A 24,991-nucleotide genomic window follows, 5' to 3' on the forward strand; every position below is an offset into this window, starting at 1 on the left:
CGCGTAGGACCTCGTGGACCCGGACCGATCACTTCGGTCCGGGTCCCGATCTTTCTCCCCACGGACCCGCATCCTCCCCGGCCAGGGCCCCGATCCCGTTGATCTTGACGGGTCTCGGACATCCAACGTGCCGTCGGCAGTGTCCTAACCGTCCGTCACTCGGTTAGTGGAGTGTGGACACCAGAACACCCCGCACTCCTACGGGGGGTGGGACGCCCGGGTTCGACGAGCCTGCCCTGAGCATGCTCAAGGTTCCGAGCGACCCGGCCCAGGTCATCGTCAACCACGCGAGTTTCCGCGTCCGGCTCGGCGCGACCTCGGCCCGTGCCCTGAGCCTCGACGAGACCGCGCGCATCCCCGTCATTCCCAGTGCCGTCAAGCGCCGGGCCGCACCAGTGGTGTGGTCCGGCCGGACCGAGCCCGGCGACCCGGCCGCAGGCCGGCTCCTGCAGGCGGTCCGCCACGCGGGCGCGGAGTCCGGCTCCGGACGCTCCGGCCCCGACACCCCCGGCGGCTCGACGCAGCTGCTGCCCCGGATCGACGTCGACGAGGCGCCGACGCCCGGCGTCGTCGGCCCGCGCATGCCGGAACGGGACCTGCTGCGCGGCGTCCGTCCGGCCCGCGGCGCCTTCGACGACGACGGCTACGACGACGAGTCCGGTGACGGGCGCGACGGAGCCCGCGGCCAGGGCCTCGCGGCCGGGGCCGGCGAGAAGGCGGGCCTGCGGCGCGGCCGCACCGCCGAACCGATCCGGCACGCCTGGTACCCCGGGCACCGGATGAACCTCGGCGTCGTGCTGCTCCCGCTGCGCGTCTTCCTCGGCCTCATCTCGGTCTACGCCGGCATGAGCAAGCTCTGCGACCCCGTGTACTTCGACGGCGGCGAGCGCGGCTCGATGGTGAAGTGGCTGACGTCGCTCCACCCGTGGGCCGCCGCGGCGCCGCTGCGCGACCTCGCGCTCACGCACCCCGTGGGCGCCGGGCTGACCATCGCCTTCCTCCAGGTGATCGTCGGCGTGCTGACGATCTGCGGGCTGTGGCAGCGGGTCGCCGCGTCCGTCGCGGCCGCGCTCTCCGTGGCGCTGCTGGTGACGGTGACCTGGCGCACGGTCCCGGTCTACGACGCGCCGGACTTCATCTACCTCGCCGCCTGGAGCCCGCTGATCATCGCGGGCGCCCCCGTCTACTCCGTGGACGGCCGGCTCGCGGGCGAGGCGTGGCGGCGGCTCGGTCCGCGTGCCGAACTGTGGGACCTGCGCAAGCGGGTGCTGCGCCGCGGTGTGGTGCTGGCCACGATCTTCGTCGGCCTGACGATGCTGTGCGGATCGGTGCTGGGTGCCGCGGTGCGGTCGTCCAGCACGCACACGGACACCCCGGCCCCGGAGCGCATCCCCGTCAACAACCTGCCGGGCACCCCGCTGCCCGAGGTCTCGGGGACGGCCACGCCGGGCAAGCCCAAGCCGACCCCGAAGCCGTCCAAGTCCGCGAGCGGCAAGAAGAAGCCGTCGAAGTCGCCCTCGGCGTCGCCTAGCAGCACCCGCAAGGGTGCCGCCGGTACGGGCAGCGGCAGCAGCAGCGGCAAGCCGCGCGAGTCGTCGTCGAAGCCGACGCAGCCCAGCGCCCCGCACCAGACCCACCGCCCGAGCACGACGTCGCCGTCGACCAGCAGCGGCACCGCGCGCGACCCGATCGGCGGCCTGCTGGGCAGCGGATCCCCCGCCGGGCTGCTGCTCGGCCGGTCGGGCCCGTCCGGCGACGCCGGAGGCGCGGGCGGCGCGGCCTGACGGACGCCCGGCAGGACGACACGAGCACGGCGGTGGCCCGCACCCTTCGGGGGTGCGGGCCACCGCCGTGTCCGGGTGCGGCGGCCCTGCACGGGGGCGAGAGGCGCCCGGGCGCCCGGGGAGCGGCTCGGAAGGGCATGCCGGACGGCTCAGGGGCCCACGGGGCCGTCCAGGGGCCGCGCGGAGGGCGTGCGAGCGGCTGACGGCAGCCCGGGGAAGCCGGGACGGGCCCGGATGGGCTCGGATGGGCTCGAATGGGCGGGGCAGGCCGGGCCAGGACGGCCGGGGATGCCTGGGCGCAGCCCACGACTCACCGCTGGAGGGCGGCAAGCTCCTTCGCGGCCTCGGTGAGGTCCTTCGCGGTGTCGATGGCCCGCCAGTAGGCGCCCTGCGGGATCGGGAAGCCGGCGAGGCGGCGTTCGCGCGCGAGCCGGGGGAACGTGGTGCGTTCGTGGTCGCCGAGGGCCGGCAGCAGCGCGGTGAACCCGGGGTCGAAGACGTACACGCCCGCGTTGATCAGGAACGGCGAGGGCGGCGACTCGATGAAGTCCAGGATGTGCCCGAACTCGTTGGTCTCCACGGCGCCCCACGGGATCCGGGGGCGGGCCAGCGCCAGCGTGGCGACCGCGGCGCGCTCGTGGTGGAAGGCGGCCATCTCGCGCAGCGAGAAGCGCGTCCAGATGTCGCCGTTGGTGGCGTACCAGGGCTCGTCGGGGCGCGGGAGCGACGCGGCGGCGTACTTCAGCCCGCCGCCGCGACCCAGCGGTTCCTTCTCCACGACGGTGGTGACGTTCAGCGGCAACCGGGCCGCGTCCAGCCACTCCTGGAGCACCTCGGCGAGGTGGCCGCACGAGACGACGGCGTCGGTGACGCCCTCGGCGGCCAGCCAGTCGAGCTGGTGGCCGATGATCGGTGTCCCGGTGCCCGGGATCTCGACCATCGGCTTGGGACGGTCGTCGGTGTAGGGCCGCAGGCGCGACCCCTGCCCTCCCGCGAGGAGGACGGCCTGGGTTACGAGGGGAGCGCCGTTCGTCATGCCGGGCACCCTACGGGACCCGCCTGGCCCCCTGGTGACGGCGTCCCCGGGCTGCGGGGGACGCCCGTCATGGTCAGAAGACGGAGGCGACGCCGGTCGCGAACGAGGTGTCGCACACCGGACGCGAGAAGGACTGGGCGCGGACCGGACCGTATTTGGCGACGGCTGCGCGGCCGAGCGACCGGGCGATCGACGTGCAGTACTTGGCCAGCGACGGCCGGTGGGCCATCTCCGCCTGCAGGTCGGTCAGGACGACGCCCGCGGACTTGTGCTGGAGTTCGTCCAGCAGGCGGGTGCGCAGCACCTCCTGCGGCTCCTTCGAGGACGGGACGACGTCCGGTTTGTCGTGTGACGCCGTGAGCACCTGGGCCTCGGAGGCCGAGGTCGCCCACGGGACGCGGGTGACGGCGAGGGTCCCGGACAGCACGAGGACGACCGGGAGTACGAGCGCGAATGTCTTGCCGATGCGGCGAGCTACCTGGTTCACGCTCGCGATCGTAGCGATGGGTGATGAATCGGGGACATTCCGTCACCCTGCCGGGTGAGGGAGATCGCTGATACGGGTGCGGCCGGTTGACGAACAGAGTCGAAAGGTCCGCTTCGTGCAGGTAATTATCGACAACGGCGCCGGGCAACGCGGAACGGCCGCCCGCAGGTTGCGCGGACGGCCGTTCCGAACTGCTTGTATGCCTGGCGGCGTCAGTCGCTGAGGCGCGCGCCCGTGGAGGTCGAGAACACGTGGGCCTCGCCACCGCGCGGCACGACGTGCAGCACGGAGCCCTTCTCCGGGATCTCGCGGCCGCCGACCCGGATGACCAGGTCCTTGTGCTCGCCGCCGACCTCGGCGCTGCCGTAGACGAAGCCGTCCGCGCCCAGCTCCTCGACGACGTTGACGGTGACGGCCAGACCGGCCGGCTCGTCCTTCGACAGCGACTTGGCCTCGCCGTTCACGATGTCGAAGTGCTCCGGGCGGACGCCGACGGTGACCGTGCGGTCGCCCTTCTCGGACGCGGCCGCGATGGCCTCGCGCTCGACGGCGACGATCGAGTTGCCGAACTTCACGCCGCCGTCCGTGATCGGGACCTCGACGAGGTTCATGGCCGGCGAGCCGATGAAGCCGGCGACGAAGAGGTTCGCCGGGCGGTCGTACATGTTGCGGGGGCTGTCGACCTGCTGCAGCAGCCCGTCCTTGAGGACGGCCACGCGGTCGCCCATCGTCATGGCCTCGACCTGGTCGTGGGTGACGTAGACCGTCGTGACGCCCAGCCGGCGCTGCAGGCTGGCGATCTGCGTACGGGTCTGGACGCGGAGCTTGGCGTCGAGGTTCGACAGCGGCTCGTCCATGAGGAACACCTGCGGCTCACGCACGATCGCGCGGCCCATCGCCACACGCTGGCGCTGACCACCGGAGAGCGCCTTCGGCTTGCGCGCCAGGTAGTCGGTCAGGTCCAGGATCTTGGCGGCTTCCTCGACGCGCTTGCGGATCTCCGCCTTGTTCACGCCGGCGATCTTGAGCGCGAAGCCCATGTTGTCCGCGACGGTCATGTGCGGGTAGAGCGCGTAGTTCTGGAACACCATCGCGATGTCCCGGTCCTTCGGCGGCAGGTGCGTGACGTCGCGCTCACCGATGCGGATCGCTCCGCCGTTGACGTCCTCGAGACCCGCGAGCATGCGCAGGGAGGTCGACTTGCCGCAGCCGGACGGACCGACCAGAACCAGGAACTCGCCGTCGCCGACCTCGATCTCGAGGCCGTCCACCGCGGGCTTCTCCGAGCCCGGGTAGATGCGGGTTGCCTTGTCGAACGTGACAGTAGCCATAACTGATGCGCCCCTCACCGGCAGGAACGTGCCGGACGATCCGAGTAAAGGAAGGATTGGTCTAGTCCGCCTATCGCGAACTGACCGTGACGCTACCCGCAGCCTGCCCCTTTGTCAGTAGCCCCAGGTCCCCGACTTTTCCCTACCACCGGCACCCCCCGCCTTGAGTACACTTCTCCTGGCCCCGCCCACCGGAGCCAGGCCCCCTTAGCTCAGCTGGCCAGAGCACCGCTCTTGTAAAGCGAAGGTCGTCGGTTCGAATCCGACAGGGGGCTCCGCGCCTCAGCCTCACGACCGGCCCCGGACGACGCGTCCGGGGCCTAATGCGTTTACGCCGGGGTGAGGGCGGCGGATGCGTGTGGCGCGCGCGTTCTCCCGCTCCGGCGCAGCCCCGGTAGGAGCTTCCTCCCCGGTCGCACCCCTGCCTGCAATTACACTTGCGTCCCGGTGCCTGCGGCCGTGGCCGGATGCAGCCGGCCGCGGCGATGGACGGTCCGAAGAGAAGCTGGAATGTTCGTCCGCGGAAAATCTGGTCGCTAGCGTGTTCGAATGGAATCGGACCTGCAGAGTGAGCGGGACGGGTCACAGCCTGTCGACCCTGTGGTGTGCACGTGATGGAGGGCGAATGTCAGAGCTTCATGTGGTCGAGATCTGCGCTGGGGCAGGGGGGCAGGCGCTGGGCTTGGAGCGGGCGGGCTTCGAGCACGACCTGGCGGTGGAACTCGACCCCAACGCGTGCACCACGCTCCGCAGCAACCGGCCGGACTGGAAGGTCGTGCAAGGCGACGTGGCCAGCCCGGACGTCTGGCGCCCAGAGGCCTATAGGGGCAAGGTCGACCTGCTGGCCGGCGGAGTGCCCTGCCCGCCCTTCACCATCGCGGGCAAGCAGCTCGGAGCCACCGACGAGCGCGACCTCTTCGCCTGGGCCGTCAGCCTGGTGAAGACCGTCCAGCCGAGGGCCCTCCTGCTGGAGAACGTGCGCGGCCTCAGCGCCAACCGCTTCGCGGCCTATCGCCAGCACGTGCTGGACGAGCTGCGGAAGCAGGGATATGTAGCGTCCTGGCGGCTCCTCCAGGCTTCGAGCTTCGGAGTCCCGCAGCTGCGGCCGCGGTTCGTCCTCGTCGCACTACAGCACGAGTACGCCGAGTACTTCTCCTGGCCGGAGCCGCTCGACACCCCTGCCCCTACCGTGGGCGAGACCCTTGTCGGCCTGATGGGCTCCAACGGCTGGGAAGGCGCGGACGACTGGGCGAAGGGCGCCAGCGCCATCGCCCCCACGGTCGTCGGAGGTTCCAAGAAGCACGGCGGCGCGGACCTCGGGCCCACCAGGGCCAAGGCCGCCTGGGCGAAGCTGGGCGTGGACGCCATGGGTGTGGGCAATGCACCGCCTGAGGCAGGCTGGGTTGTCCCCGACGGGAAGCCGGGCCCCAAGCTGACGTGCGAGATGGTCTCCCTCATCCAGGGGTGGAAGAAGGGTGAGTGGACTTTCACCGGAGGAAAGACCACCCAGTACCGGCAGATCGGAAACGCCTTCCCGCCGCCCGTCGCCGAAGAGGTCGGCCGCTCCATCCGCCTGGCCCTCACGAAGCAGGGCAAGCGGGTCGAGCTGGTGGAGACCACCGAGGTGATCCACGACCCCGTGTACAAGCTGCTGCGGAGCGCCACCCGTCCGGTCGGCATGAGCCAGATCATCACCAGGCTTCAGAAGGGCGGAGTGGAATTGACCGAGCCTGAGGTCGAGCGCCACCTGGCACACCTGGAGCGGGACTTCTTGATCGAGCGGGAGACGAGGTCGGGCGGTGCTTACGCCTACACCCTCGGTGAGTTCAAGGCCTTCGTCGGGCAGGAAGGCCACGAGCGGCACGAGCTGTTCGCGGTGAACAAGGCGAAGATCAGCTAAGCGCCCGCCGGGTCGGGGCCAGGAGGTGTGCCGGCCCGGTCCGGGACTGTGCCGGCTGGGCTTCCCGGTGCCCGCACCCGTGCCGCCCTGCGCTCCCTTACCGCCGCGACCACCGCCTCAGCACACTCGCCGGTCGGCTGGTGCTCCCAGAAGCGCAGGACCAGCCACCCCGCGTCGGCCAGGCGGGCATCCGTCTCCCGGTCGCGGCGCATGTTGCCGCCGATCTTCTCCCGCCAGTACTCGGGGTTCGTCTTCGGCGGCACGAAGTGCTGCTCGCATCCGTGCCAGAAGCAGCCGTCGACAAACACCGCCACCCGTACCGGCCGGAAGACCATGTCGGCCGTCCGCCGCATACCGGGCAGGGGCTTGGCTGCGACGCGGTAGCGCAGGCCGGCCGCATGGACCAGTGAGCGGAGCGCCAGCTCCGGGGCAGTGTCGCGCGCCCGGTTCCCCAGCATGCTGCGGCGGTTGGCGGCGGAGGAGGCCCACGATCCTGCGGGCGCGGCCCACTCCCCGGGTGTGCTGGCGCCCTTCTCTTTCCCGCTCATGTCTCGGGCAGCTTCGGGACGGCCACTTCGGGATCCTCCGGCAGGGCGAGGGTCCACTGCTCTCCGCCCAGTTCGATGTAGGGCGCGTCGCCATGGTGCGGCTGCCGTCGGGCAAGCCGAGCGCTCACCGAGTCCCCGGTCTGGGGAACGGGCAGCCCGAGCCGGTGCGCTATGTCCGTATGGCTCTTGTAATGGCCGAGGATGACGATGCCGCGCGGCTGGAGCCGCGAGCGCGAGCCGCCGTTGTAGCGGACCCGCTTCATGTAGTCCTCCTGCCGGGCCACTGTGGCGACCACGGTTCGGCTGACGAGCTCGCCCTGAGCGCGCAAGAACAGCTCGTCGACCCGGCGCTGGCCGGACTTGTGGGCGACGATCGCGGCCACGTCCCCCTGCGAGAGCCGGAGCAGCAGGTTCGCCTTGAGCGGAGCGTCGTAGAAGAGCCAGCGGATGGCGGCCCGGCCTGCTTTGGACAGGGTTGTCTTCGCGTCGCGGTTACCGCCGGTGTTCAGCATCCCGGGATCTGCCCGCACCAGCCCGGCACACCAGAGCGATGCCGCGTCGCTGGCCCAGACGACCAGGAGCAGGTGGCCGCGGGCCTCTGGCGGGATCATCCAGGCGCCCCGGGTCTGGGAGAACTTGCAGTCCACCTCGATGCCGACGATGCGGTAGTCCATGCTCAGGCCGTCATCGAAGCCGAATTCGCGCTGCAGGTTGATCTCGATCAGGGTCCCCGCGTGGGCCTTCTCCGTCTTGTAGAGCTGGTCCCAGCTGAAACGGCCCGTGTGCTGTCCGTCGAGGAGCATATCGATGCTCCTGCGGATCGCGCCGGCAAAGCGCTCCCCGTCCAGGTCCTGCCGCAGGAGCGCAGCCGCTACGGCCTCAAGGTCTGCGTCGTGTGCCGCCTGCTGGCCCGCCAGGGTTGCCTCAACCGCTTCAACGCCTTCATCCACAGGACGTGACCCTATCCCCCTGCTGCCGCGCGAGCGGGTGCCGGAGCCGGAGGCCGGCGGCGCACGCCGGGGATCAGCCGTCCGCGGCTCCTGCCCCCTGCGTGTGGAGGAGGAGGGCCTTGAGGTCGGCCGCGTCCATACCCGCGGCGAAGGCGGGCTCCTCCTCGAGGTCGCTGAGCATCTGGACTGAGGGGTCGTCCAGGATCCTGCCCATGAAGTCCAGTTTCTCTCCCAGGCGCACGGCGACGACCTCGTCCGCTGTCCCCTCCGACGCCAGGACGGTGATGCGGGTCACGGTGTCGGGGGAGAGGCCGAGGCGGTGGATGCGGTCGAGGCTCTGGAGGAAGCGGCCGGCCTGGAAGTCGCGGTCGATGTACACCGCGTCGTGACAGACCTGGTGCAGGCTGATGCCCTCACCGAGGGTGGCCGGATTGGAGATGAGGACGGAGCAGTCCGGGTCCTCGCGGAACCGCCGCAACTGCTCGTCCCTGTCCGGGGTCCCGCCGTGGACGACAGCCGGATGGAACGGCTCGAAGAGGCGCTCCAGCGTGGTGATACTCCGGATGAAACTGGCCCATACCAAGGTCTTGCGCCCCTCGGCCGCATTGGCGGCCACGATCGACAGGGCTTCCTGGTACTTGGGCGGTACCTCGTAGCTCGGCAGCTTCCGCATGAGCGCGAGGAGGGGGTCGCCCTCCGTAACGGTGAGCGGCGGCACTTGGAGCGAGAGGGGCTCGTAGCGGGTAGCGCCTTCGACGAGGAGCGCCGGGCTGGTGGCGGCCATCAGCAGGCGCAGTACGGCTCTGCCCAAGGCATGGAAGTCTGAGCGGCCCGCCTCCGCGCGGGCGGTGAACCGTCCCACCATCGCGTCGTAGATCTCGCGGTGCAGCGGCGGCATAGGCAGTTTGCGCAGCCGGAGGTCGACCGGGGGGAGGCCGAGCTCCTGCTTGGTCGTCCGCGTGTAGAGCGGCCGGAGGACCTTGCTCGCCTGTGCGAGGTCGCCGCCGCCGACCGCCTGGGTCACCACCCGGCGGCCGTGGCCGGGCCAGACGAACGACAGCAGGTTCTCCAGGTCCTTCGCACCGTTGGGGGCCGGGGTACCGGTGAGGATGAGGCGCCGACGGCTGAGGGGGCCGAGTGCCAGGCAGACCGCACCGTAGACTCCGGCGCCCCCGAGCTTCATCCGGTGGGCTTCGTCCAGCAGCAGCATGGTGGGAGCTGCGGTGAGCCACTCCGCGAGGCCGAACTGCAGCCGGCCGAGGCGCTCGTAGTTCACCAGGAGGACGTCGGCGGAGTCTGGCATCCGGCTGCCGAGAACCTGGACGTCCAGCGGACGCCTGAAACAGATGCCGCTCTCGTACTGCCACGCCTCATATGCTGACTTGGGGCTCACGACGAGCAGCCGGGAAACCTCTCCGCGCTCGCGGAGCGCGGAGAACACAGCCAGTGCCACCCGGGTCTTGCCTGCGCCCGGCACACTGAAGTTGGCTCCGTGCCGGAGCGACAGGAGGCGGGCGGCGTCACGCCGCTGGAAGCTGGTCAGATCGCCGTACCAGCCGTCGCCCAGTGCGCTGTCGAGATCGTCCGGCGTGACGGTTTCGCCTTCGGTACCTCCGGCGAGGAACTTCTCCGCGGTCTCGGCGGTGTCGAGCATCTCCTCGACCAGTGCCTGGAAGGCCTCCTCCCAGACGACCCCCTCAGGGTCCGGCCAGGAGGCCAGCGATTCGAGGCCTGCGACGAACTCGTCAACCGGGACGGCGGCAGCGAGCAGCTCGGTCATCCTGCCGCCGGGGAACCGCGAGAGCAGCTGCGCGAGCTCGGCCCTGTACTCCGGCACCGTGCGCAGCAGTGCCCGGGTTCGGCCGATGTCGAACCCGAGGACGAGGCTGGGGGTAGCGGTTTCCGGCACTCACAGCCCTTCTTTGAGCAGGCCGACCAGCCAGGATGTCTCATCTCCTGGCTCGGCGACGGTGCGCTTGACCTCGACCGCGAGCTTACCCAGGCTCTTCCGTAGCTTGGCCACCGCATCATCGAAGGCGTCCTCATCGAGGCTGCGCGACCCCCGGGACATGACGAGGTCGGTCACGCACTGGTCGATGTCCTGGCAGGCGTCGGCGAGCCGGGCAGGAGCAGCCTGCTTGCGCTTGCGGACGCGGGCGTCCTTGCCGGCGTAGCTGAGAGAGTCCTCGAAAGCGTCCTTATAGGCCGTAAGGGTGCGCTGCGCCTGGACGCCCTCGGGGCTGCTCAGCGACTGGTCGGCCGAACTGATGGCGCGGGCCTGCAAGAGCGCGTCCGTCATCGCGCGGGCGGAGGCCAGGTTGTCGGATGGCCCCTTCACCGTCCGAGCGAGTCCGGGGATCTTCACCGCGCCTGTCGCAGCCGCCGGAGGCCGGAGGCCTTCGGGCAGCGCGCTTGCCAGGTAGCGGTCCTGGAAGTCGGACTCGATAAGCCGCACGTCCGTCTTGGCGAAGTCCAGCGTGATAGCTGCGAGCCGAGTCTCCATCATCAGCTCGGCCTTGTCGGGATTGCTGGCCGTCTCCTTGGCGTACTTGCGGTGGAGCTCCCGCAGCTTCTCTGCCTGGTCTTCGAAGGCGATGAGCGGCAGGGCACGGCCTCCTGCCGCACTCCTCTTGATCATCGTCCGGATCAGGCTGAGCACCCACTGGTCCCGCTTGATCATCTCGCCCGTGCTGCGGAAGGCCGTCGCGATGGCCGACAGGCCGGTGCCCTGGGCCGCCATTTCCTCGATGGCGAGGAGCCGGTTGATGTAGGAGTAGTCCCTGCGGTGGTCCTTGCGCAGCTGGAGTGAGAGCTCGACGGCGGCGATGTCGGACCAGTTGCAGGACGCGGGGAGGACTGCGACGCGTATGGCGCGGGTCGGCCCGAACTCCTGCAGGAGCGCCGCGCGCCGGGTGTTGCCGTTGACGAGGACGCCGTCGCGGGTGATGAGGCCGGGGTCGTTCTGCCCGTAGTCCTTGAGGCTCTCCGCCAGCTTGGCGAACTCGGGATCGGGCTTGGAGGGGTCCGCCGGCAGGGCTTTGAGGAGGAAGTCCAGGTATTCCTGGCTCTCGACGCTCCAAGGGTCGGCGTCCAGCAGCGCGTCGCGCCGGGTGTCGTGGCTGCGCTGGGCCCGGATGCGGTGGGTGGCCGGGTTGTAGTAGAGATCGCCCGCCTGCATCTCGATGACATCGAAGTGGCCCGGCCGGCCGCGCCACTCGATCGTCAGCGTCTCGCGGGCCCCGCCGGCGTCCGCCAGCTCTTTGAGCCGACGCTCCACCGTCGCGCGGTTCTCATCGGCGCGGGCGGGACGCCCGTAGTCCTCGGTCACTGCTCTCCCTCGTCGTCTGTGCTGGTCAGTGAACTTCTCAGAGCCCGAGCGCCGCGCGTACTTCCGCGCGGGATTCCTCGGGCAGCGACCGGTAGCTGCTCCAGACGCGTTCAATGCTCCGGAAATCGCGCTCGTCCGCATCGGCCCACCCGGCGAGCGTCCGGCGTTCGTCGGCCGGCAGCGCCTTCACGGAGCGGAGCACCGCGTCCAGGTCGGCCACCAGATCCCGTGCGCCGAGGCGGCACCGCTGGCACTCCGTGACCAGCTCGACGACTGTTTCGCCGCCGGGGCGGTGTACAGGCCGACGGGCGATGTCCAGCTGCGCCGGCTCGTGGGTGCCCTCGTAGTAGGCGCCGGGGGTGATGCCGCACGAGCGGCACATGTTGCCGTCGCCGGAGATGATTTCGCGCCGCTTGCCGGCTCCGATGGCGATCGTCCCCCGAGGGCGTGTGGCCTTGCCCGGCTCCCAGACGGCGATGCCCTGCTGGACGAACCGCTGCTCATGCGGGTCCAGATTGTCCGCTTCCCGGTTGGTATGGATGACCCAGCCGAAGTCCCGGAGGTCGCGCATGCGCCGATCGACCTGCGAGACGCCCGGAAAGGCCTGCCGCAGCTCTTCCTTGGTGAACACCTCGCCTTCGCGGACGACGGTGACAAGCCAGAGGGCTACGCGCTTCATCGTCCCAAGGGCGGGATCATCCCACGGGGGGAGGCCTGACATTCGCATCACCACAGTTCTGGACAGCGGTCTTGGATAGGAATATGGGCAAATTCGGCCGCCGCCTTGAAGCGAGGCCGCTGGCCCTTATTTATACCACGAGGCATACACGGCGGCGCAAGGCCCGGAATGCACCCCTTCGTACTGATTTCCGCGTGTTCGCTGCCCGTCTGGCCGGAAGCGCTGACCCATGGCTTCTTTACAGGCGTGTAGGGAACTGGTGTTGCGGAGGCCTTCCTGGGAGGGGCGGGATCCGATAGCCTTTGGCGCACCGCTGTATCTGCGGCCGCGTTCGTCTCCGACCGAAGGCTGAGGTGGGCTGTGCCACCAGAAGGAAATGTCGACAAATTCGCGGATGCGAATCCGCCTCACGGTCAGGACTCCGCCCTGGCGAGGGCGGAACTGGCTACCGTCCTGAAAGCGCTGTACGGCCTGTTCTGGCCACTGCCCATGGCGTCGGTTGCCGGACGCATAGGAGTATCCGAGGCAGCTGTCTCGCATTGGATCCACGGTCGGCGTGTTCCGGATAAATCGAGTCTCATTCGCTTCTATGCCGCTGCCATCCAGTCTCAGGTCGCAGTGGGCGGGACTGCTGATTCGGTGATCAACAGGGTGGGGGGAGTCCCTCAAAGGGAGCTTGAATGCCTCCTTGACCTGCGGCGACGAGCTCTGTGCAACATCGCGGACTGCCCTCGTCGCGAGACCGGCACGGCGGTTTCGTCGGGCGCGGAGGGGGACCGGCGCAACAGCGAGCCCGATCTGCGGCGCAATCGGGGGGACCGGCGCAACGAATCTCCTCTGCTGGCGGTCGGCAACCCGCCGCCGACACCGGAGGAGGCTTCGTCGGACTCGGCTGCCGCCGTACTTCGGATTGCGGAGTGTCATCCCCTGAACTCTCCTGAGACACCTTCTTTCATTGTGGATTTATGTAGGAATTTGGTGGGACTTGTGAGCCGGGGTCGTGAAGGAGCCGCTCGAACCCTTTTGGAGGGTTTGGCGACGGAACGACCCGATCTCCTGGTCGACGTTACCCTGGTTGCCTTGCGCTCCGGGACATGAATCCCCATAGGATCATTTCTCGAGAAGGGCCCTGGGGGAGTAGGGCGCTTGGATTCGAATCAACGGGTGCGCTGTTCTGCAGGCCAGGACGCGCGCCTGATGCCGCGCCGCGCTGTCGAATTCCGTGCTGCTGTCGACGCACAAGAAGAAAGCGGGTCCGTTGTTCGTCCGCATTCGCAGAATACCGCCCCGCCAGAGTTGCAACCGTGGTCCTCCACGGATTGCGAAAGAGCCCGACCGGTCCAAGGCGTTCGAAACCGAACCGGTCGGGACTCCTCCGAAGGACCCCCAACGCAGACGTACACGACATGCAAGGAGGCCTCTATGGCCAAGGGTAAGCGGCGGCCCACGAATCCGCCGAAGCCGCGCAAGCCCCCGTCACGCTGTTCCAGCGGTCGGCGGAACGGCCGTCCCGTCAGCCGCGCCCCCCAGGGGAGCCGGCCCCAGCGCCAGCGCGCCGCGTGGCATCAGGACCATCGGATCCAGAAGTGCTATGCGGACCTGCTCACCAGCGCCTACCGCATGGTCCTGGACGCCGGCCAGCGGTCGGCCTCCGATTGGGGACACGGGACGATCCGGCTGATTCTCTGGGTCTTGGGGCGGGTGCTGGACCTCAATAGCTGACCGCGCTCCTGATCGGCGTGCCGGCCGCCCGGACCTGATGGGAGGCCGGCCCACGCCAGGTACTCGGAGTCCACCGTCCTGCAGGCCGTTTCGTCCCGGACCGCCAGGTCGACGGCCTCGCTGCGAACCGCGTCAGCGGCAGGGGCCTGACACGCCGCCGGCGCGGGCGTCCTGGAGAGGAAAGGCCTTGGTCAGGTTGGTGAGGCGGAGGAGCTTGCTGACCTGTGGGGGGATGTTCGTGAGGTGCAGGCGGCCCTGGTGGGCGGTGGTGAGGGCGCGCGCGTGGAGCAGTGCGGAGAGGCCGCGGCAGTCCATGAACGTGACGGCGCCCAGGTCGATGACGAGGTCCGGGAGGTGCCCGCCGTGCCCCCGGCGGTGGAGGCCGTCCAGCCGCCGGTTGATGTGCGGCGCCGCCATGAGGTCGATCTCGCCGTGGAGTTCGACGGTCGACACCGTGCCGCAGGTGCGGATGCGGACGGCGAACGCCGGGTTCGGGGGCACGGCGGGGTTCCTTTCGGGTCAGGCGGCGTGCAGGGCCAGGGTGGGGGAGAGGCGGGCCGCGCGGACTGCCGGGTAGAGGCCGGCGACGGTGCCGATGATCAGGGTGGCGGCGAAGCCGCCGCTGACGGCCCAGGGCGGTACCACCCACGGCAGGCCGCCGGTGGTGGCGTAGAGGAACGTGGTGAGGGAGCCGAGGGCGATGCCGGCCAGGCCGCCGAGTCCGGAGAGCATGAGGGACTCGGTGACGAACTGGATGCGGATCTGGCCCCTGGTCGCGCCCAGGGAGCGACGCAGGCCGATCTCGTAGCGGCGTTCCAGTACCGAGATGATCATGGTGTTGGCGACGCCGACGCCGCCGACCAGCAGCGCGACCCCGCCGAGGCCGAGCAGCAGGTTGGTGAACGCGCCGTCCGTGGCGGCCTTCGCCTGTAGTGCGGCCGAGGGGTCGGTGACCTTCACGACCTGCGGGTTCCGCGGGTTGGCCGTGCGCGGGACCAGGTCGCGTACGGCGGCGACCGCCGCGTCGGTGGAGCGTTCGTAGACCGATGTCGGATGGCCGTCGAAGCCCAGCAGCCGTTCCGCCGCGTCCCAGCCGACGAGCGCGGAGCGTTCGATCTCGGGGGCGAGCGGCAGCGGGTCCAGGATGCCGGTGACCGTGAAGTACCGGCCGCCGATGAACACCTGCTGCCCGGGGGCGGTGATGCCGAGGCGGTCGGCGGCGACGCTGCCGAGCACGACGGACGGGTACCGGCCGGTGGCCCCGTTGAGCCAGCTCCCGCTGCGCACCGAACCGCGCAGGGTGCGCAGCAGTTCCTCGGTGGTCGCCTTGACGGTGATGCCGCCGGTGTCGTCCTCGGAGATCTTCTCGGAGCGGCGTACCGACTGCTTGACGTCGCCGGTGGCGCCCACCTGCTCGACGCCGTCGATCCGGCCGATCATGCCGGGGGCCTCCTTCGGCAGCCGGGCGTCCTGGCCGCTGAAGAGCGCGTCGCCGGGGGTGACGACGAGCATGTTGGTGCCCAGCCGGTCCAGTTCGCGCATGAGCTGCGCCTTGCTGGAGGACGAGATGCCGACCACCGCGATCATCGTCGCGATGCCGAGCGCGATGCCCAGGGCCGACAGGACGACGCGCAGCGGGCGGCCGAGCAGCCCGGCGGATCCGACGTGGAACACGTCGCGGGCGCTGAGCCGGGAGGGGGTCAGGGCGGTGCGCCTCATAGGGCGACCACTCCGGGACCGGCGACCACTCCGGGACCGGCATCCACTCCGGGACCCGCATCCGCTCCGCGACCCGCCTCCGTACGAACGGCCGGCCGGGTGTCCGCCACGACCCGCCCGTCGCGGATCCGTACCTGGCGGGGCAGCCGGTCGGCGATCTCGCTGTCGTGGGTGATCACGGCGATGGTCGCGCCTTCCTTGTTGAGGTCGTGCAGCAGCTCCATGACCGCCTCGCCCGACGCCGAGTCCAGGGCGCCCGTGGGCTCGTCGGCGAGCAGCAGGTCCGGTTCGCCGACGACGGCGCGCGCGATGGCGACGCGCTGCTTCTGGCCGCCGGACAGCTGGTGCGGTTTGTGGTCCATCCGGTCGGCGAGGCCGACGCGCTCCAGCGCGGCGGCGGCCCGGCGGCGGCGTTCCGCGCGCGGCAGCCCGGAGTAGAGGAGTCCTTCCGCCACGTTGTCCCGCGCACTGATGCCGGGCACGAGGTGGAACGCCTGGAAGACGAATCCGACGTGCTGCGCGCGGAGCGCGGACAGCCGGCGGTCGGACAGCGCGGCGACGTCGTGGCCCGCGATGGCGACCGAGCCGGAGGACGGCCGGTCCAGGGTGCCGACGATGTGCAGGAGGGTGGACTTGCCGGAGCCGGACGGGCCGACGATGGCGAGCAGTTCGCCGGCGTTGATCGTCAGGTCCACGCCACGCAGCGCGGCGACGCCGCCCGGGTACTCCTTTCCCACGCCGACGAGTTCCACGACGGCGGCCGAAGCAGCGGCCGAAGCAGGGGGGATGGTGGAAGGGATCGAGGTCACAGCGACGGCACCCCGACCTTCATGCCCTCGCGCAGCCCGCCGCCGCTGACCTCGACGCGCCCCTGGCCGAACATGCCCAGCTCGACGGCGACGTCGCGCGCCCTGCCGTTCTCCACGACCTGCACGCCGAAGCCGCCGCTGGGCAGTGCCAGCAGGGCGTTGACGGGGACGGACAGCACGCCCTTGCGGGTCCGGCCGGTCAGGTTGACCGTCACCGGGGACCGGTCGAGGCCGCCGACCTTGGACGGGTCGTCGAAGGTGACCGTGACGGTGATCTTCGGCGTCCTGTCCTGCGGGTCCTCGCCCTCCTCCACGGTCTTGCCGACGGAGGAGACCCGGCCCGGCGCGCTCCCGCCGCCCGGCAGGTCGACGGTGACCCTGCTGCCGGTCCGCGCCAGCTGCCCGTCGGCGACCGCCAGCTTGAACTCCACGATCCGTTCGGAGCTGGTCGTGGTCAGCACCGGCTTGCCCGGCCCGGCCTGGTCGCCGACGGCCGAGTCCGCCGACTTGATCCGTACCGGGCCGGCGGAGAAGGCGATCCGGTCGGGGCCGACCGTGCCGGTCCGGGGCAGGTCGTGCGCCTTCTGCCAGCGCTTGACGGCATCGGCGGTGCCGGTGGTGAACGTGCCGTCGGCCGCCGGCTCCGGGCCGAAGCCGAGCGCGCGCAGGTTCTCCTTCAACTGCCGGACGTCGTCGCCCTTGTCGCCGGTCTTGAGCGGCCGGTACATGGGCGTCGTGCCGTACATCAGACGTACGGGCCTGCCGTCGACCTCGTAGAGCCTGCCGTCGCGGGCGACGGAGGAGCCGGCGCCCGCGACCCACGTGAGGGTGCCCATGGTGCCCGCGTTGATCTTGCGTTCCTTCGCGTACCCGAGCGTGCCCTGCTTCTGGGTGCTGTCGCTCAGGTCCCCGCGCTGGATCGGCGCGGTCGCCGGCAGGAGGCCGGAGCTCTGCCGGGCCGCCCCCTTGCCGGAGGACGCCGGCAGGGTGACCGCCACCGCGCCCCCGACGGCGACCACGACCACCGCCACAGCGGCCGACACGATTCTCTTGCGTTTCATCGACTCTTCCCGTCCATCCGCTCGTTCTGTGTAGGTTCTGACGTGGGTTCCGACGTAGGTTCCGACGCGGGTTCCGGCATTCGTCAGTCGACCGAGCAGAGCTTGTTGGCCTTGTCGAACTTCTCCTTCGCATCCCCTTGCGGCATGGGCATCGCCTTCTGCGGACCGCCACCCCCGCCGAAGTTCGGATCGGGCATGTCGACGCCGTTCTTGCGCATGCACTGGGCGAACTTGAGAGCCTTGTCCTTGTCCGCCTGGGATATCTCTCCCGACGGGTTGGAGCTGAACTGCTTGCAGGCGTCCATCGCCTTCTGCACGGACTCCTGGCTGCCGTTGCTGCCGATCGTCATACCCCGCGAGTCCTCGCCGGGCTTCGGTTCCGGCACGTCCAAGCCGTGGTCGCGCAGGCACTTGCGGAACTTGACCGCCTTGTCGGAGGCGGTGTCGGCCGAGCTCTTCCCGCCCGACGATTTGGCGCCGGAATCCGCGTCGGAACCGGAACAGGCGGAGGCGAAGAGGGCGAGGGCGGCGAGTGCTGCGGCGCCGGCGGAAACGCGGTTACGGTTTCTCATGGGATTCTCACTTTGCGGCTCTTCCGGACGGTGACGGAAAGAGATTCGCAGCCGCCGCGGTCTCGTTTCCCTCTCCGCCGGCCTTTACAACGGCGAAAGGTCCGCATCGGGTAAACAGGGACGCATGCGTGTTCTGGTGGTGGAGGACGAGGAATTCCTGGCCGAAATGGTGGCCGACGGGCTGCGCCGTGCCGCCATCGCGGTCGACGTGGCCTCCGACGGCGCGGAAGGGCTGCGCAAGCTCCAGGTCGGCGCCTATGACGTGCTCGTCCTCGACCGCGACCTGCCCGGGATCCACGGCGACGAGGTCTGCCGCCGGGTCGTCGAACAGCGGCTGCTCACCCGGGTCCTGATGCTCACGGCCTCCGGCACGGTCCGCGACCGGGTGGCGGGGCTCGGCCTGGGCGCCGACGACTACCTCACCAAGCCGTTCGCGTACGACGAGCTGCTCGCGCGCGTCCTGGCGCTGGGCCGCCGCGCGCACCCCGCGCTGCCCCCGGTGATCGAACGTGCCGGCCTCGTCCTGGACGGCGCCCGCCGCCAGGCCAGCCGCGACGGCCGGTATCTGAGCCTGTCCCGGAAGGAGTTCGCGGTGCTGGAGACGCTGATGCGCGCGGACGGAGCGGTCGTCAGCGGCGAGGACCTGATCGAGCAGGTGTGGGAGGAGGACACCAGCTACCGGACGAACGCGGTGCGGGTGACGCTCAGCAAGCTGCGCACCAAGCTCGGCGAACCGCCGGTGGTGGAGACGGTGCCGGGCGTCGGCTACCGGATCGCGGAACCGCGGGGGACCAAGGAAGAGGAGCGGTCATGACCCGGCTGCGGCTGCGGCTGTGGCGGCTGAGCAGCGAACGGGCCCGGTTGACGACGCTGTACGGCGGGCTGCTGGTGCTGGCCGGCGGCGTGCTGGTCACGCTGGTGTACTCGCTGGTGCGGAGCGGCCTCTACTCCACCATCAGCCTCGCCGTCACCACCGCCGTCCCCATCAAAGGGGTGCGGCCCCCGTACGCCGTGCCCGGCCAGGACTTCGCCAGAGCCCAGCCCGCGCTGCCGACGCAGGGTGCGACGTTCGACCCCTCCAACGTGCGTGCGGCGACGAAGGTGATCACGACGGCGGCGGAGAGCGCCGCGCTCAGCAAGCTGCTGACCGTCTCGCTCATCTCGCTCGCCGCCTTCGCCGTGCTGTCGGTGGCGCTGGCCTGGTGGATGGCGGGGCGGGTGCTGCGCCCGGTGGGCGTCATCACGTCCACCGCCCAGCGGCTGTCCGGCGAGAACCTGCACGAGCGCATCAAGCTCAAGGCGCCGCCGGGCGAGCTGAAGCAGCTCGCCGACACGTTCGACTCCATGCTCGACCGGATAGAGCGGCTGGTCGCCGCCCAGCAGCGGTTCGTCGCCAACGCGGCGCACGAGCTGCGGACGCCACTGGCCGTGCAGCGGGCCGCGGCCGAGATCGGGCTCGCGGACCCGGACCTGGACGCGGAGCGTCTCGCGCGGCTGCGGCGCAAGCTCATCGACGTCGCCGACGACAGCGAGCAGCTGATCGACGGGCTGCTGCTGCTCTCGGCCGGCGACCAGGGGCTGGAGCGGGTCGGCCCGATCGCCCTCGACGCGACCGCGGAGAGCGTGGCGAAGGCGCTCGCGGACCAGGCGGACGCGCACGCTGTCACCGTCCACGCCGAGCTGCGCCCGCTGACCGTGCAGGGCGAGGCCGTGCTGCTCGGGCATCTGGTGCACAACCTGGTGAGCAACGCGATCCGCTACAACCACCCGGGCGGGCAGGTCCGGATCCGGGTGGGCGCGGACGGTCTGGAGGTGTCCAACACCGGGCCCGACGTGCCGCCCGAGGCCGTGCCCGAGCTCTTCGAGCCCTTCCGCCGGGTGCAGGCCAGGCGGCACGGGCCGGGGGAGGGGGCGGGGCTCGGCCTGTCCATCGTCGCCTCGATCGCCCGCGCGCACGGGGCCGAGGCCGCCGCCGAGGCGAACCCCGGCGGCGGCCTGACCGTCCGCGTCACCGGCTGGAAGCCGGCCTGAACGGTCGACACACATCGGTCGACACACATCGGTCGGCACTCATCGGCCGACTCAGCCGGTCGACCCAGCCGATCGACTCGGCGATCGGCTCAGAGGTCGGCTCAGAGGTCGAACTCCTTGGGGTCGATGCCCACCGCGAAGCACGCCTCGCGGACGACGCCCTGCTCCGTCTTGTCGAAGTCGCCGTCGGCGCCGCCGATGACGATGCCGATCTGGATGACGGCGCGGGCCTCGGTCGGCTTCTTCTGGACCTTGCCGATCTCCTGCAGGATGCTGACCTTGCCGAAGTCGAAGTCGGCGGTCAGCTTGCCCAGGTAGTCGTTGAAGCGGCGCTGCAGGTCGTCGGCCGGGAAGTTCTGCAGAACGTCGTTGCCCGCGATGAGGGACGCCACGCGCTGGCGCTCGGACGGGTCGATCTGACCGTCGGCGGCGGCGACCAGTGCGCACATCGCCATGCTCGCGTCGCGGAACGCCCCGCTCTTGAGGTCGTTCTTCTTGGCGTTGAGCTGGGTCTGCATGGTCTGCGCGGATTCCTTGAAGCGGTTCCACAGGGCCATGGTGGTGTCTCCTCGACGCATTGACGTTCGGTGTATCTCTTCGATCTCGTCCAGGGAACTCCCCAGGGACCCTCCCAAGTTCCCCGGCACCCCCCGGACGGTCCCCGTACGCTGCGGCGATGCGTCGAGCAGGGCCCCGGCGGCTACGGCAGGAGGACGACCTTCCCCATCGTGGCGCGGGTCTCCAGCGCCCGGTGCGCCGCGGCTGCCTCGGCCAGGGGGAAGGGCTGCACCGCCGGTACGAGGCGGCCCGCCGCGGCCTCCGCGAGCGCCGCCTCCTCCAGTGCGCGCAGGCCCTCGGGGCCGCCGATCGCCTTCATCATCGCCGGGCCGATGACGGTCTGCGAGGTGATCCCGCGCGCGGTCAGCTCCTCCTCGCCGAGCTCCAGGGGGCCGCCCGCCGACCAGCCGTAGACGAGGTGCTTGCCGCCTTTGCCGAGCAGGTCGACGGCGGCGCGGCCGAGCGGGCCGCTGACCGCGTCGAAGACGACGGTCGCGGGGCGGCCGCCGAGGGCGGTGCGCACCTCGTCGGCCCAGCCGTCGGCGTTGTAGTCGACGGCCACGTCCGCGCCCAGGTCGCGGACCCGCCCGGCCTTCGCCGGGCCGCCGGCCGCCCCGACGACGGTCGCGCCGAGGTTCTTGGCGTGCTGGACGAGCAGCGTGCCGATGCCGCCGGCCGCGGCGGTGACGACCACCGTGTCCTGGTCGGTCAGCTCGGCGAAGCGCAGGATGCCGAGGGTGGTGCGGCCGGTGCCGATCATGGCGATGGCCTGGGCGAAGTCCAGGTTCTCGGGCAGCTCGTGCAGCTTGTCCGCGGCGGTGACGGCGGTCTCGGCGTAGCCGCCGGGCACCATGCCGAGGTGGGCGGCCACGCGGCGGCCGAGCCAGCGCGCGTCGGTGCCCTCGCCGAGCGCGTCGACGGTGCCGGCGACCTCGCGGCCCGGGATCGTCGGCAGCTCGGGCAGCGGGTACGGGCTCTTCGGGTCGCCCTGGCGGAAGACGGTGTCGATCAGGTGGACCCCTGCCGCGCCGACGGCGATCCGCACCTGGCCGGGGCCCGGCACCGGGGTGTCGGTCTCCTCGTACGTCAGGTTCTCGGCGGGGCCGAAGGCGTGCAGGCGGACGGCGCGCATGGCGTTTCTCCCGGATCTCCGGCGGTGCGCCGCCGGGTGGCGACGCACCGCTCATCCTTTGACGTGAACCTAGGTTCAAGTCAAGGCGTTCATGCCGTCCGGGAGCGAGCGTCCGGGAGCGTCCGGGAGGCCCGCGTCAGGTCCGGGCCAGGATCCGCTCCTTGGCCTGCTGGTACTCCGCTTCGGTGAGGTCACCGCGGCTCTTCAGCTCGGACAGCTTGTGGAGCTGGTCCACGCTGTTGTCCGCGGTGTTCGCGCCGCCCGCCGGGGCCGCCGCTTCGCGCACGTACTGCTTGAAGGCGTCCTGCTGGGCCTCCGCGACCTTGGCCTCGCGCCGGCTCATGCCGCTGCCGCGCACGATGACGTAGGCCAGCGAGCCCAGGAACGGCAGCACGATGACCAGGATCATCCAGCCGGCCTTGGCCCAGCCGCTGAGCTCGTGGTCGCGGAACAGGTCGCCGATGATCCGGAACAGCAGGAAGAACCAGAGCACCCAGAAGAACAGCATGAGCATGGTCCAGAACACGTCGAGCATCGAGTAGTCGTCCATGACTGAAGGAGAACCCCTGGGCAGAGGCGGCGCACCCGGGGTTGCTCCGAACGGGTTACCTGCTCTGCGTGCCTTGCGTGCCCTGCCCGCCCCGCCCGCTCACACCCGTGGGAAGCGGGCCCGCAGGTCCCAGACGGCCGGGTTGTCGCCGAGGCCGTCGTGCATGTCGGTCAGGTCCGCGATCAGGTCGTGCAGGAAGTCGCGTGCCTCGCGGCGGAACGTGGCGTGGTGCAGGGAGAGCGGCGGCTCGTCCTCGGCCCAGTCGGCGAAGACCTCCACGTAGCCGAAGCGGCGGGCGAAGCGCAGCCGGTCGGTGGACTCGGTGAAGTCGAACTCGGCGTACTGCGTCTGCGAGGCACGGCTGCCGCGCGGGTCCTGGTCCAGCCGCTCGACGATGTCGCACATCGCCCACGCGAAGTCGAGCACCGGAACCCATCCCCAGGCTGTGGACAGTTCGCGCTCGCCCTTCGCGAGGTACACGTCGCCGCAGAACAGGTCGTGGCGCAGGGATCGGACGGTCGCGGTGCGGTAGTCCGTCTGCGGGGGGTCGGGGAAGCGGCGGGAGAGGGCGTAGCCGAGGTCGATCACACCGCCGATCGTCGCACGCGGTTCGATCGCGTCCGGCATCGTGCGGCTACCGGCTGACCCCCGGCTCCCGGTCTCGGCTCCCGGCCGCCCGCTCCCGCCCGCCTCCCGGCCGCCCGCCTCCCGCCCGCCCGCTCCCGGCCGCGCGCTCCGGCCGGCGGCTCTCAGCGCAGCAGCCGCTGCTCCTTCGCGACCGACACCGCTCCGGCCCGGGTGTCGACGCCGAGCTTGTCGTAGATCCGGCCCAGGTGCGTCTTGACGGTCGCCTCGCTGATGAAGAGCGCGCGGGCGATGTCGCGATTGCCCAGGCCCTGCGCGAGCTGGGCCAGGATGTCCAGCTCCCGTTCGGTGAGGTGGGGGCGCGGGGCGCGCATCCGGGCCATGACGCGGCTGGCGACCGGCGGCGAGAGCGTGGTGCGGCCCTGCGCCGCCGCGTGGATGGCCGCGAACAGTTCCTCGGGCCGCTCGGCCTTGAGCAGGTAGCCGGTCGCGCCCGCCTCGATGGCGCGGGTGATGTCGGCGTCGGTGTCGTAGGTGGTCAGCACCAGGACGTGCGGGGCCGCGTCGGGGGCCTCGACCGCCGTGGTGATCCGCCGGGTGGCCTCGACGCCGTCGATCCCGTCCCCCAGCTGCAGATCCATCAGGACGACCTGCGGGCGCAGCCGGGCCGCCAGGACGACCGCCTCCTCGCCCGTTCCGGCCTCCGCGATCACCTCGATGTCGCCCGCGCTGGCGAGCAGCGCCAGCAGCCCGGCGCGGACGACGGCGTGGTCGTCGCAGACCAGCAGCCGCACCGGGGCGGGGCCGGAGGCGGGGGCGGGGGAGGTGTCGGTGGGGACGGTCACGGGCTCTCCAGGGGGACGGTGGCGGTGACGACGGTGCCTTCGCCCGCGCCGCTCTCTACGGTCAGGGTGCCGCCGAACTGGCGCAGCCGGGCGCGCATCGCCGGCAGGCCGTGGCCGCGGCCTTCGCGGTCCGTCCCGGCTGCCTGGTCGAAGCCCCGGCCGTCGTCCGCGATGTCGAGGACGGCCTGGTCGCCCAGGTACGACAGGGTGATCACGGCGGCCGAGGCGCCGGCGTGCTCGCGGACGTTGGCCAGGGCGCCCTGCGCGATCCGCATGAGGGCGGCCCGGGCCGCGGGCGGCAGCCCGCCGGGGCTCCCGTCCAGGTGGAAGCGGACCGGCAGGCCGCTCTCCGCCGACTCGCGGTCGGCCAGCGCCCGCAGCGCGTCGTGCAGGGTGCCGCCGTCGGCGAGGTCGGCGGGCGCGAGGTCGTGCACGAAGGCACGCGCCTCGGCGAGGTTGCGGGCGACGATCGAGGTGGCGGTGGTGACGTGCGTCCTGGCGGTGGCCGGGTCGGTGTCCCAGGTGCGGGCGGCGGCCTGCAGCAGCATCTGCTGGCTGGACAGGCCCTGCGCCAGGCTGTCGTGGATCTCCATCGCCAGGCGCTGCCGCTCGGCCAGCGCGCCCGCGCGGCGCTCGGTGGCCGCGAGTTCGCGCCGGGTGCGCACGAGGTCGTCGATGAGCGCGTGCTGGCGGACGGCCTGCCGCTGCATGTGCAGGAAGACGGCGGTGGCCAGGCCCGCGACGGCGATCGGCAGCAGCAGGAGGTTGGGGTCGAAGCCGTCGGCCAGCCGGAGCTGGGAGATGACGACGAGGACGGTGAGCGCCGCCACGAGGGTGATCGCGGCCCGTTCCGGCAGGGTCCGCAGCCCGGTGTAGAACAGCGGGATCGCGCACCAGGCGAAGCTCGGCGCGAGCAGCACGACCACCACCCAGGCGACGACCACGGCCGCCAGCCACAGCCGGTGCCGGCGCACGGTCCACCCGTCGGCGGCGCGGGCGGCCGGGCCGAGCGCGTACAGGGCGGCGAGCGCGACGCTCAGGCCGATCACCCACGGCACCCTGGCGGCGCCCGGGTGGTGCACCACGAAGCGCGTCAGCGAGGCGCCCAGCAGGAGGACGAACGCGAGGTGCATGACGAGGGTGAGCCGCCCCGCGTCGGGGTCGGCGGCCTCGGCCGCCGCCTGCCGCGGGGTGGTGCGCACGTGATTCTCCTCGTCAGCTGCGGCCCCCCGGCCGGGTTCCGGTGTCCCCGTCTCCCTTTATCGCCCGGCATCGCCGCCCGCGCATCATCCGATCGGTCGACAACCCCGTCCTCCATCATGCCCGCGGGGAGGGGCTGGACCGTCGACCCCGGTCGGCACCGG

At 71.1% G+C, this 24,991-nt stretch carries 23 protein-coding genes and 1 tRNA gene; 5 read left to right on the forward strand and 19 right to left on the reverse strand.

Translation table 11 applies throughout. The annotated features are described in order from the left end of the window. Positions 1–242: 242 nt before the first annotated feature. Complete coding sequence (locus tag ABZ721_RS17200; RefSeq protein WP_358789436.1) at positions 243–1,784, forward strand: DoxX family membrane protein; 1,542 nt, start codon at positions 243–245, stop codon at positions 1,782–1,784. 310 nt (positions 1,785–2,094) lie between these two features. Here ABZ721_RS17200 and ABZ721_RS17205 read toward each other — a convergent pair whose 3' ends face one another. From ABZ721_RS17205 to ugpC, 3 genes are all read right to left on the reverse strand, one after another. Next, positions 2,095–2,820: a nucleotidyltransferase family protein gene (locus tag ABZ721_RS17205; protein ID WP_358789437.1), complete on the reverse strand. Its 726-nt coding sequence runs from the start codon at positions 2,818–2,820 to the stop codon at positions 2,095–2,097. A 73-nt stretch (positions 2,821–2,893) separates the two neighbouring features. Beyond that, entirely contained in the window at positions 2,894–3,307 is a 414-nt protein-coding gene (locus ABZ721_RS17210) for a hypothetical protein (RefSeq protein WP_358789438.1), read from the reverse strand. A 212-nt stretch (positions 3,308–3,519) separates the two neighbouring features. Next, positions 3,520–4,638, reverse strand: coding sequence for a sn-glycerol-3-phosphate ABC transporter ATP-binding protein UgpC (gene ugpC, locus ABZ721_RS17215; RefSeq protein ID WP_358789439.1), 1,119 nt, complete (start codon positions 4,636–4,638; stop codon positions 3,520–3,522). A 201-nt stretch (positions 4,639–4,839) separates the two neighbouring features. Here ugpC and ABZ721_RS17220 point away from each other — a divergent pair. Together ABZ721_RS17220 and dcm are read left to right on the forward strand one after the other, a co-directional pair. Then, positions 4,840–4,913, forward strand: a tRNA-Thr gene (locus ABZ721_RS17220). Between the two features lie 350 nt (positions 4,914–5,263). After that, complete coding sequence (gene dcm, locus ABZ721_RS17225) at positions 5,264–6,538, forward strand: DNA (cytosine-5-)-methyltransferase (protein ID WP_358789440.1); 1,275 nt, start codon at positions 5,264–5,266, stop codon at positions 6,536–6,538. On the opposite strand, the gene ABZ721_RS17230 is transcribed toward dcm, so the two are convergent. The 10 genes from ABZ721_RS17230 to ABZ721_RS17275 all read right to left on the reverse strand — a co-directional run bounded on the left by ABZ721_RS17230 (position 6,535) and on the right by ABZ721_RS17275 (position 17,926). Further along, complete coding sequence (locus ABZ721_RS17230) at positions 6,535–7,086, reverse strand: very short patch repair endonuclease (RefSeq protein WP_358789441.1); 552 nt, start codon at positions 7,084–7,086, stop codon at positions 6,535–6,537. The genes dcm and ABZ721_RS17230 overlap by 4 nt on opposite strands. Further along, positions 7,083–8,036 (reverse strand): NaeI family type II restriction endonuclease, encoded by a 954-nt coding sequence (locus ABZ721_RS17235; RefSeq protein ID WP_358789442.1) that lies wholly within the window; start codon positions 8,034–8,036, stop codon positions 7,083–7,085. Before ABZ721_RS17235 ends, ABZ721_RS17230 begins: the two co-directional genes overlap by 4 nt. Before the next feature lie 73 nt (positions 8,037–8,109). After that, a complete protein-coding gene (locus ABZ721_RS17240; protein WP_358789443.1) occupies positions 8,110–9,945 on the reverse strand; it encodes a DEAD/DEAH box helicase in 1,836 nt (611 codons plus the stop codon). Further along, positions 9,946–11,364 carry a transcriptional regulator gene (locus ABZ721_RS17245; RefSeq protein ID WP_358789444.1) on the reverse strand — a complete coding sequence of 473 codons (1,419 nt, stop codon included), beginning with the start codon at positions 11,362–11,364 and terminating at the stop codon, positions 9,946–9,948. It abuts the gene before it with no gap. A gap of 37 nt (positions 11,365–11,401) precedes the next feature. Further along, positions 11,402–12,043: a hypothetical protein gene (locus tag ABZ721_RS17250; protein WP_358789445.1), complete on the reverse strand. Its 642-nt coding sequence runs from the start codon at positions 12,041–12,043 to the stop codon at positions 11,402–11,404. 1,854 nt (positions 12,044–13,897) lie between these two features. Next, positions 13,898–14,266, reverse strand: a complete 369-nt coding sequence (locus ABZ721_RS17255; RefSeq protein ID WP_358789446.1) for an STAS domain-containing protein — start codon at positions 14,264–14,266, stop codon at positions 13,898–13,900. A gap of 18 nt (positions 14,267–14,284) precedes the next feature. Further along, positions 14,285–15,484 carry an ABC transporter permease gene (locus ABZ721_RS17260; protein ID WP_358789447.1) on the reverse strand — a complete coding sequence of 400 codons (1,200 nt, stop codon included), beginning with the start codon at positions 15,482–15,484 and terminating at the stop codon, positions 14,285–14,287. Next, positions 15,481–16,236, reverse strand: a complete 756-nt coding sequence (locus tag ABZ721_RS17265) for an ABC transporter ATP-binding protein (protein ID WP_358789505.1) — start codon at positions 16,234–16,236, stop codon at positions 15,481–15,483. Before ABZ721_RS17265 ends, ABZ721_RS17260 begins: the two co-directional genes overlap by 4 nt. 53 nt (positions 16,237–16,289) lie before the next feature. Further along, positions 16,290–17,354, reverse strand: coding sequence for a peptidoglycan-binding protein (locus tag ABZ721_RS17270; protein ID WP_358789448.1), 1,065 nt, complete (start codon positions 17,352–17,354; stop codon positions 16,290–16,292). Positions 17,355–17,437: 83 nt separating this feature from the next. Then, a complete protein-coding gene (locus ABZ721_RS17275) occupies positions 17,438–17,926 on the reverse strand; it encodes a hypothetical protein (RefSeq protein ID WP_358789449.1) in 489 nt (162 codons plus the stop codon). Positions 17,927–18,050: 124 nt separating this feature from the next. Between ABZ721_RS17275 and ABZ721_RS17280 the strand changes: the two genes are divergently transcribed. Continuing rightward, positions 18,051–18,740 (forward strand): response regulator transcription factor, encoded by a 690-nt coding sequence (locus tag ABZ721_RS17280; RefSeq protein WP_358789450.1) that lies wholly within the window; start codon positions 18,051–18,053, stop codon positions 18,738–18,740. Next, complete coding sequence (locus ABZ721_RS17285) at positions 18,737–19,957, forward strand: ATP-binding protein (RefSeq protein WP_358789451.1); 1,221 nt, start codon at positions 18,737–18,739, stop codon at positions 19,955–19,957. Before ABZ721_RS17280 ends, ABZ721_RS17285 begins: the two co-directional genes overlap by 4 nt. A 101-nt stretch (positions 19,958–20,058) precedes the next feature. Here the strand turns inward: ABZ721_RS17285 and ABZ721_RS17290 are convergent, their stop codons facing one another. The 6 genes from ABZ721_RS17290 to ABZ721_RS17315 all read right to left on the reverse strand — a co-directional run bounded on the left by ABZ721_RS17290 (position 20,059) and on the right by ABZ721_RS17315 (position 24,760). Then, the gene (locus tag ABZ721_RS17290; RefSeq protein WP_358789452.1) at positions 20,059–20,514 is read right to left on the reverse strand and encodes a TerB family tellurite resistance protein; all 456 of its coding nucleotides are present in this window, start codon (positions 20,512–20,514) and stop codon (positions 20,059–20,061) included. A 143-nt stretch (positions 20,515–20,657) separates the two neighbouring features. Next, positions 20,658–21,647, reverse strand: a complete 990-nt coding sequence (locus ABZ721_RS17295) for a zinc-binding dehydrogenase (protein WP_358789453.1) — start codon at positions 21,645–21,647, stop codon at positions 20,658–20,660. Positions 21,648–21,783: 136 nt separating this feature from the next. Then, entirely contained in the window at positions 21,784–22,197 is a 414-nt protein-coding gene (locus ABZ721_RS17300) for an SHOCT domain-containing protein (protein WP_358789454.1), read from the reverse strand. A gap of 99 nt (positions 22,198–22,296) precedes the next feature. Next, positions 22,297–22,785: a hypothetical protein gene (locus tag ABZ721_RS17305; RefSeq protein ID WP_358789506.1), complete on the reverse strand. Its 489-nt coding sequence runs from the start codon at positions 22,783–22,785 to the stop codon at positions 22,297–22,299. Between the two features lie 161 nt (positions 22,786–22,946). Further along, the gene (locus ABZ721_RS17310; RefSeq protein WP_358789455.1) at positions 22,947–23,627 is read right to left on the reverse strand and encodes a response regulator transcription factor; all 681 of its coding nucleotides are present in this window, start codon (positions 23,625–23,627) and stop codon (positions 22,947–22,949) included. Then, positions 23,624–24,760, reverse strand: a complete 1,137-nt coding sequence (locus ABZ721_RS17315; protein ID WP_358789507.1) for a sensor histidine kinase — start codon at positions 24,758–24,760, stop codon at positions 23,624–23,626. Before ABZ721_RS17315 ends, ABZ721_RS17310 begins: the two co-directional genes overlap by 4 nt. Positions 24,761–24,991: the final 231 nt, after the last annotated feature.

The sequence above is a fragment of the Streptomyces sp. NPDC006733 genome (assembly GCF_040636125.1).
Taxonomy (GTDB): Bacteria; Actinomycetota; Actinomycetes; order Streptomycetales; family Streptomycetaceae; genus Actinacidiphila.

Bases quoted from the DNA above. Each gene is read 5' to 3' on its own strand.
- ugpC (WP_358789439.1), bottom strand. From the start codon at position 4,638: ATGGCTACTGTCACGTTCGACAAGGCAACCCGCATCTACCCGGGCTCG.
- ABZ721_RS17200 (WP_358789436.1), top strand. From the start codon at position 243: ATGCTCAAGGTTCCGAGCGACCCGGCCCAGGTCATCGTCAACCACGCG.
- ABZ721_RS17295 (WP_358789453.1), bottom strand. From the start codon at position 21,647: ATGCGCGCCGTCCGCCTGCACGCCTTCGGCCCCGCCGAGAACCTGACG.
- ABZ721_RS17205 (WP_358789437.1), bottom strand. From the start codon at position 2,820: ATGACGAACGGCGCTCCCCTCGTAACCCAGGCCGTCCTCCTCGCGGGA.
- ABZ721_RS17280 (WP_358789450.1), top strand. From the start codon at position 18,051: ATGCGTGTTCTGGTGGTGGAGGACGAGGAATTCCTGGCCGAAATGGTG.
- ABZ721_RS17260 (WP_358789447.1), bottom strand. From the start codon at position 15,484: ATGAGGCGCACCGCCCTGACCCCCTCCCGGCTCAGCGCCCGCGACGTG.
- ABZ721_RS17315 (WP_358789507.1), bottom strand. From the start codon at position 24,760: ATGCACCTCGCGTTCGTCCTCCTGCTGGGCGCCTCGCTGACGCGCTTC.
- ABZ721_RS17275 (WP_358789449.1), bottom strand. From the start codon at position 17,926: ATGAGAAACCGTAACCGCGTTTCCGCCGGCGCCGCAGCACTCGCCGCC.
- dcm (WP_358789440.1), top strand. From the start codon at position 5,264: ATGTCAGAGCTTCATGTGGTCGAGATCTGCGCTGGGGCAGGGGGGCAG.
- ABZ721_RS17270 (WP_358789448.1), bottom strand. From the start codon at position 17,354: ATGAAACGCAAGAGAATCGTGTCGGCCGCTGTGGCGGTGGTCGTGGTC.
- ABZ721_RS17300 (WP_358789454.1), bottom strand. From the start codon at position 22,197: ATGGACGACTACTCGATGCTCGACGTGTTCTGGACCATGCTCATGCTG.
- ABZ721_RS17285 (WP_358789451.1), top strand. From the start codon at position 18,737: ATGACCCGGCTGCGGCTGCGGCTGTGGCGGCTGAGCAGCGAACGGGCC.
- ABZ721_RS17230 (WP_358789441.1), bottom strand. From the start codon at position 7,086: ATGAGCGGGAAAGAGAAGGGCGCCAGCACACCCGGGGAGTGGGCCGCG.
- ABZ721_RS17290 (WP_358789452.1), bottom strand. From the start codon at position 20,514: ATGGCCCTGTGGAACCGCTTCAAGGAATCCGCGCAGACCATGCAGACC.
- ABZ721_RS17250 (WP_358789445.1), bottom strand. From the start codon at position 12,043: ATGAAGCGCGTAGCCCTCTGGCTTGTCACCGTCGTCCGCGAAGGCGAG.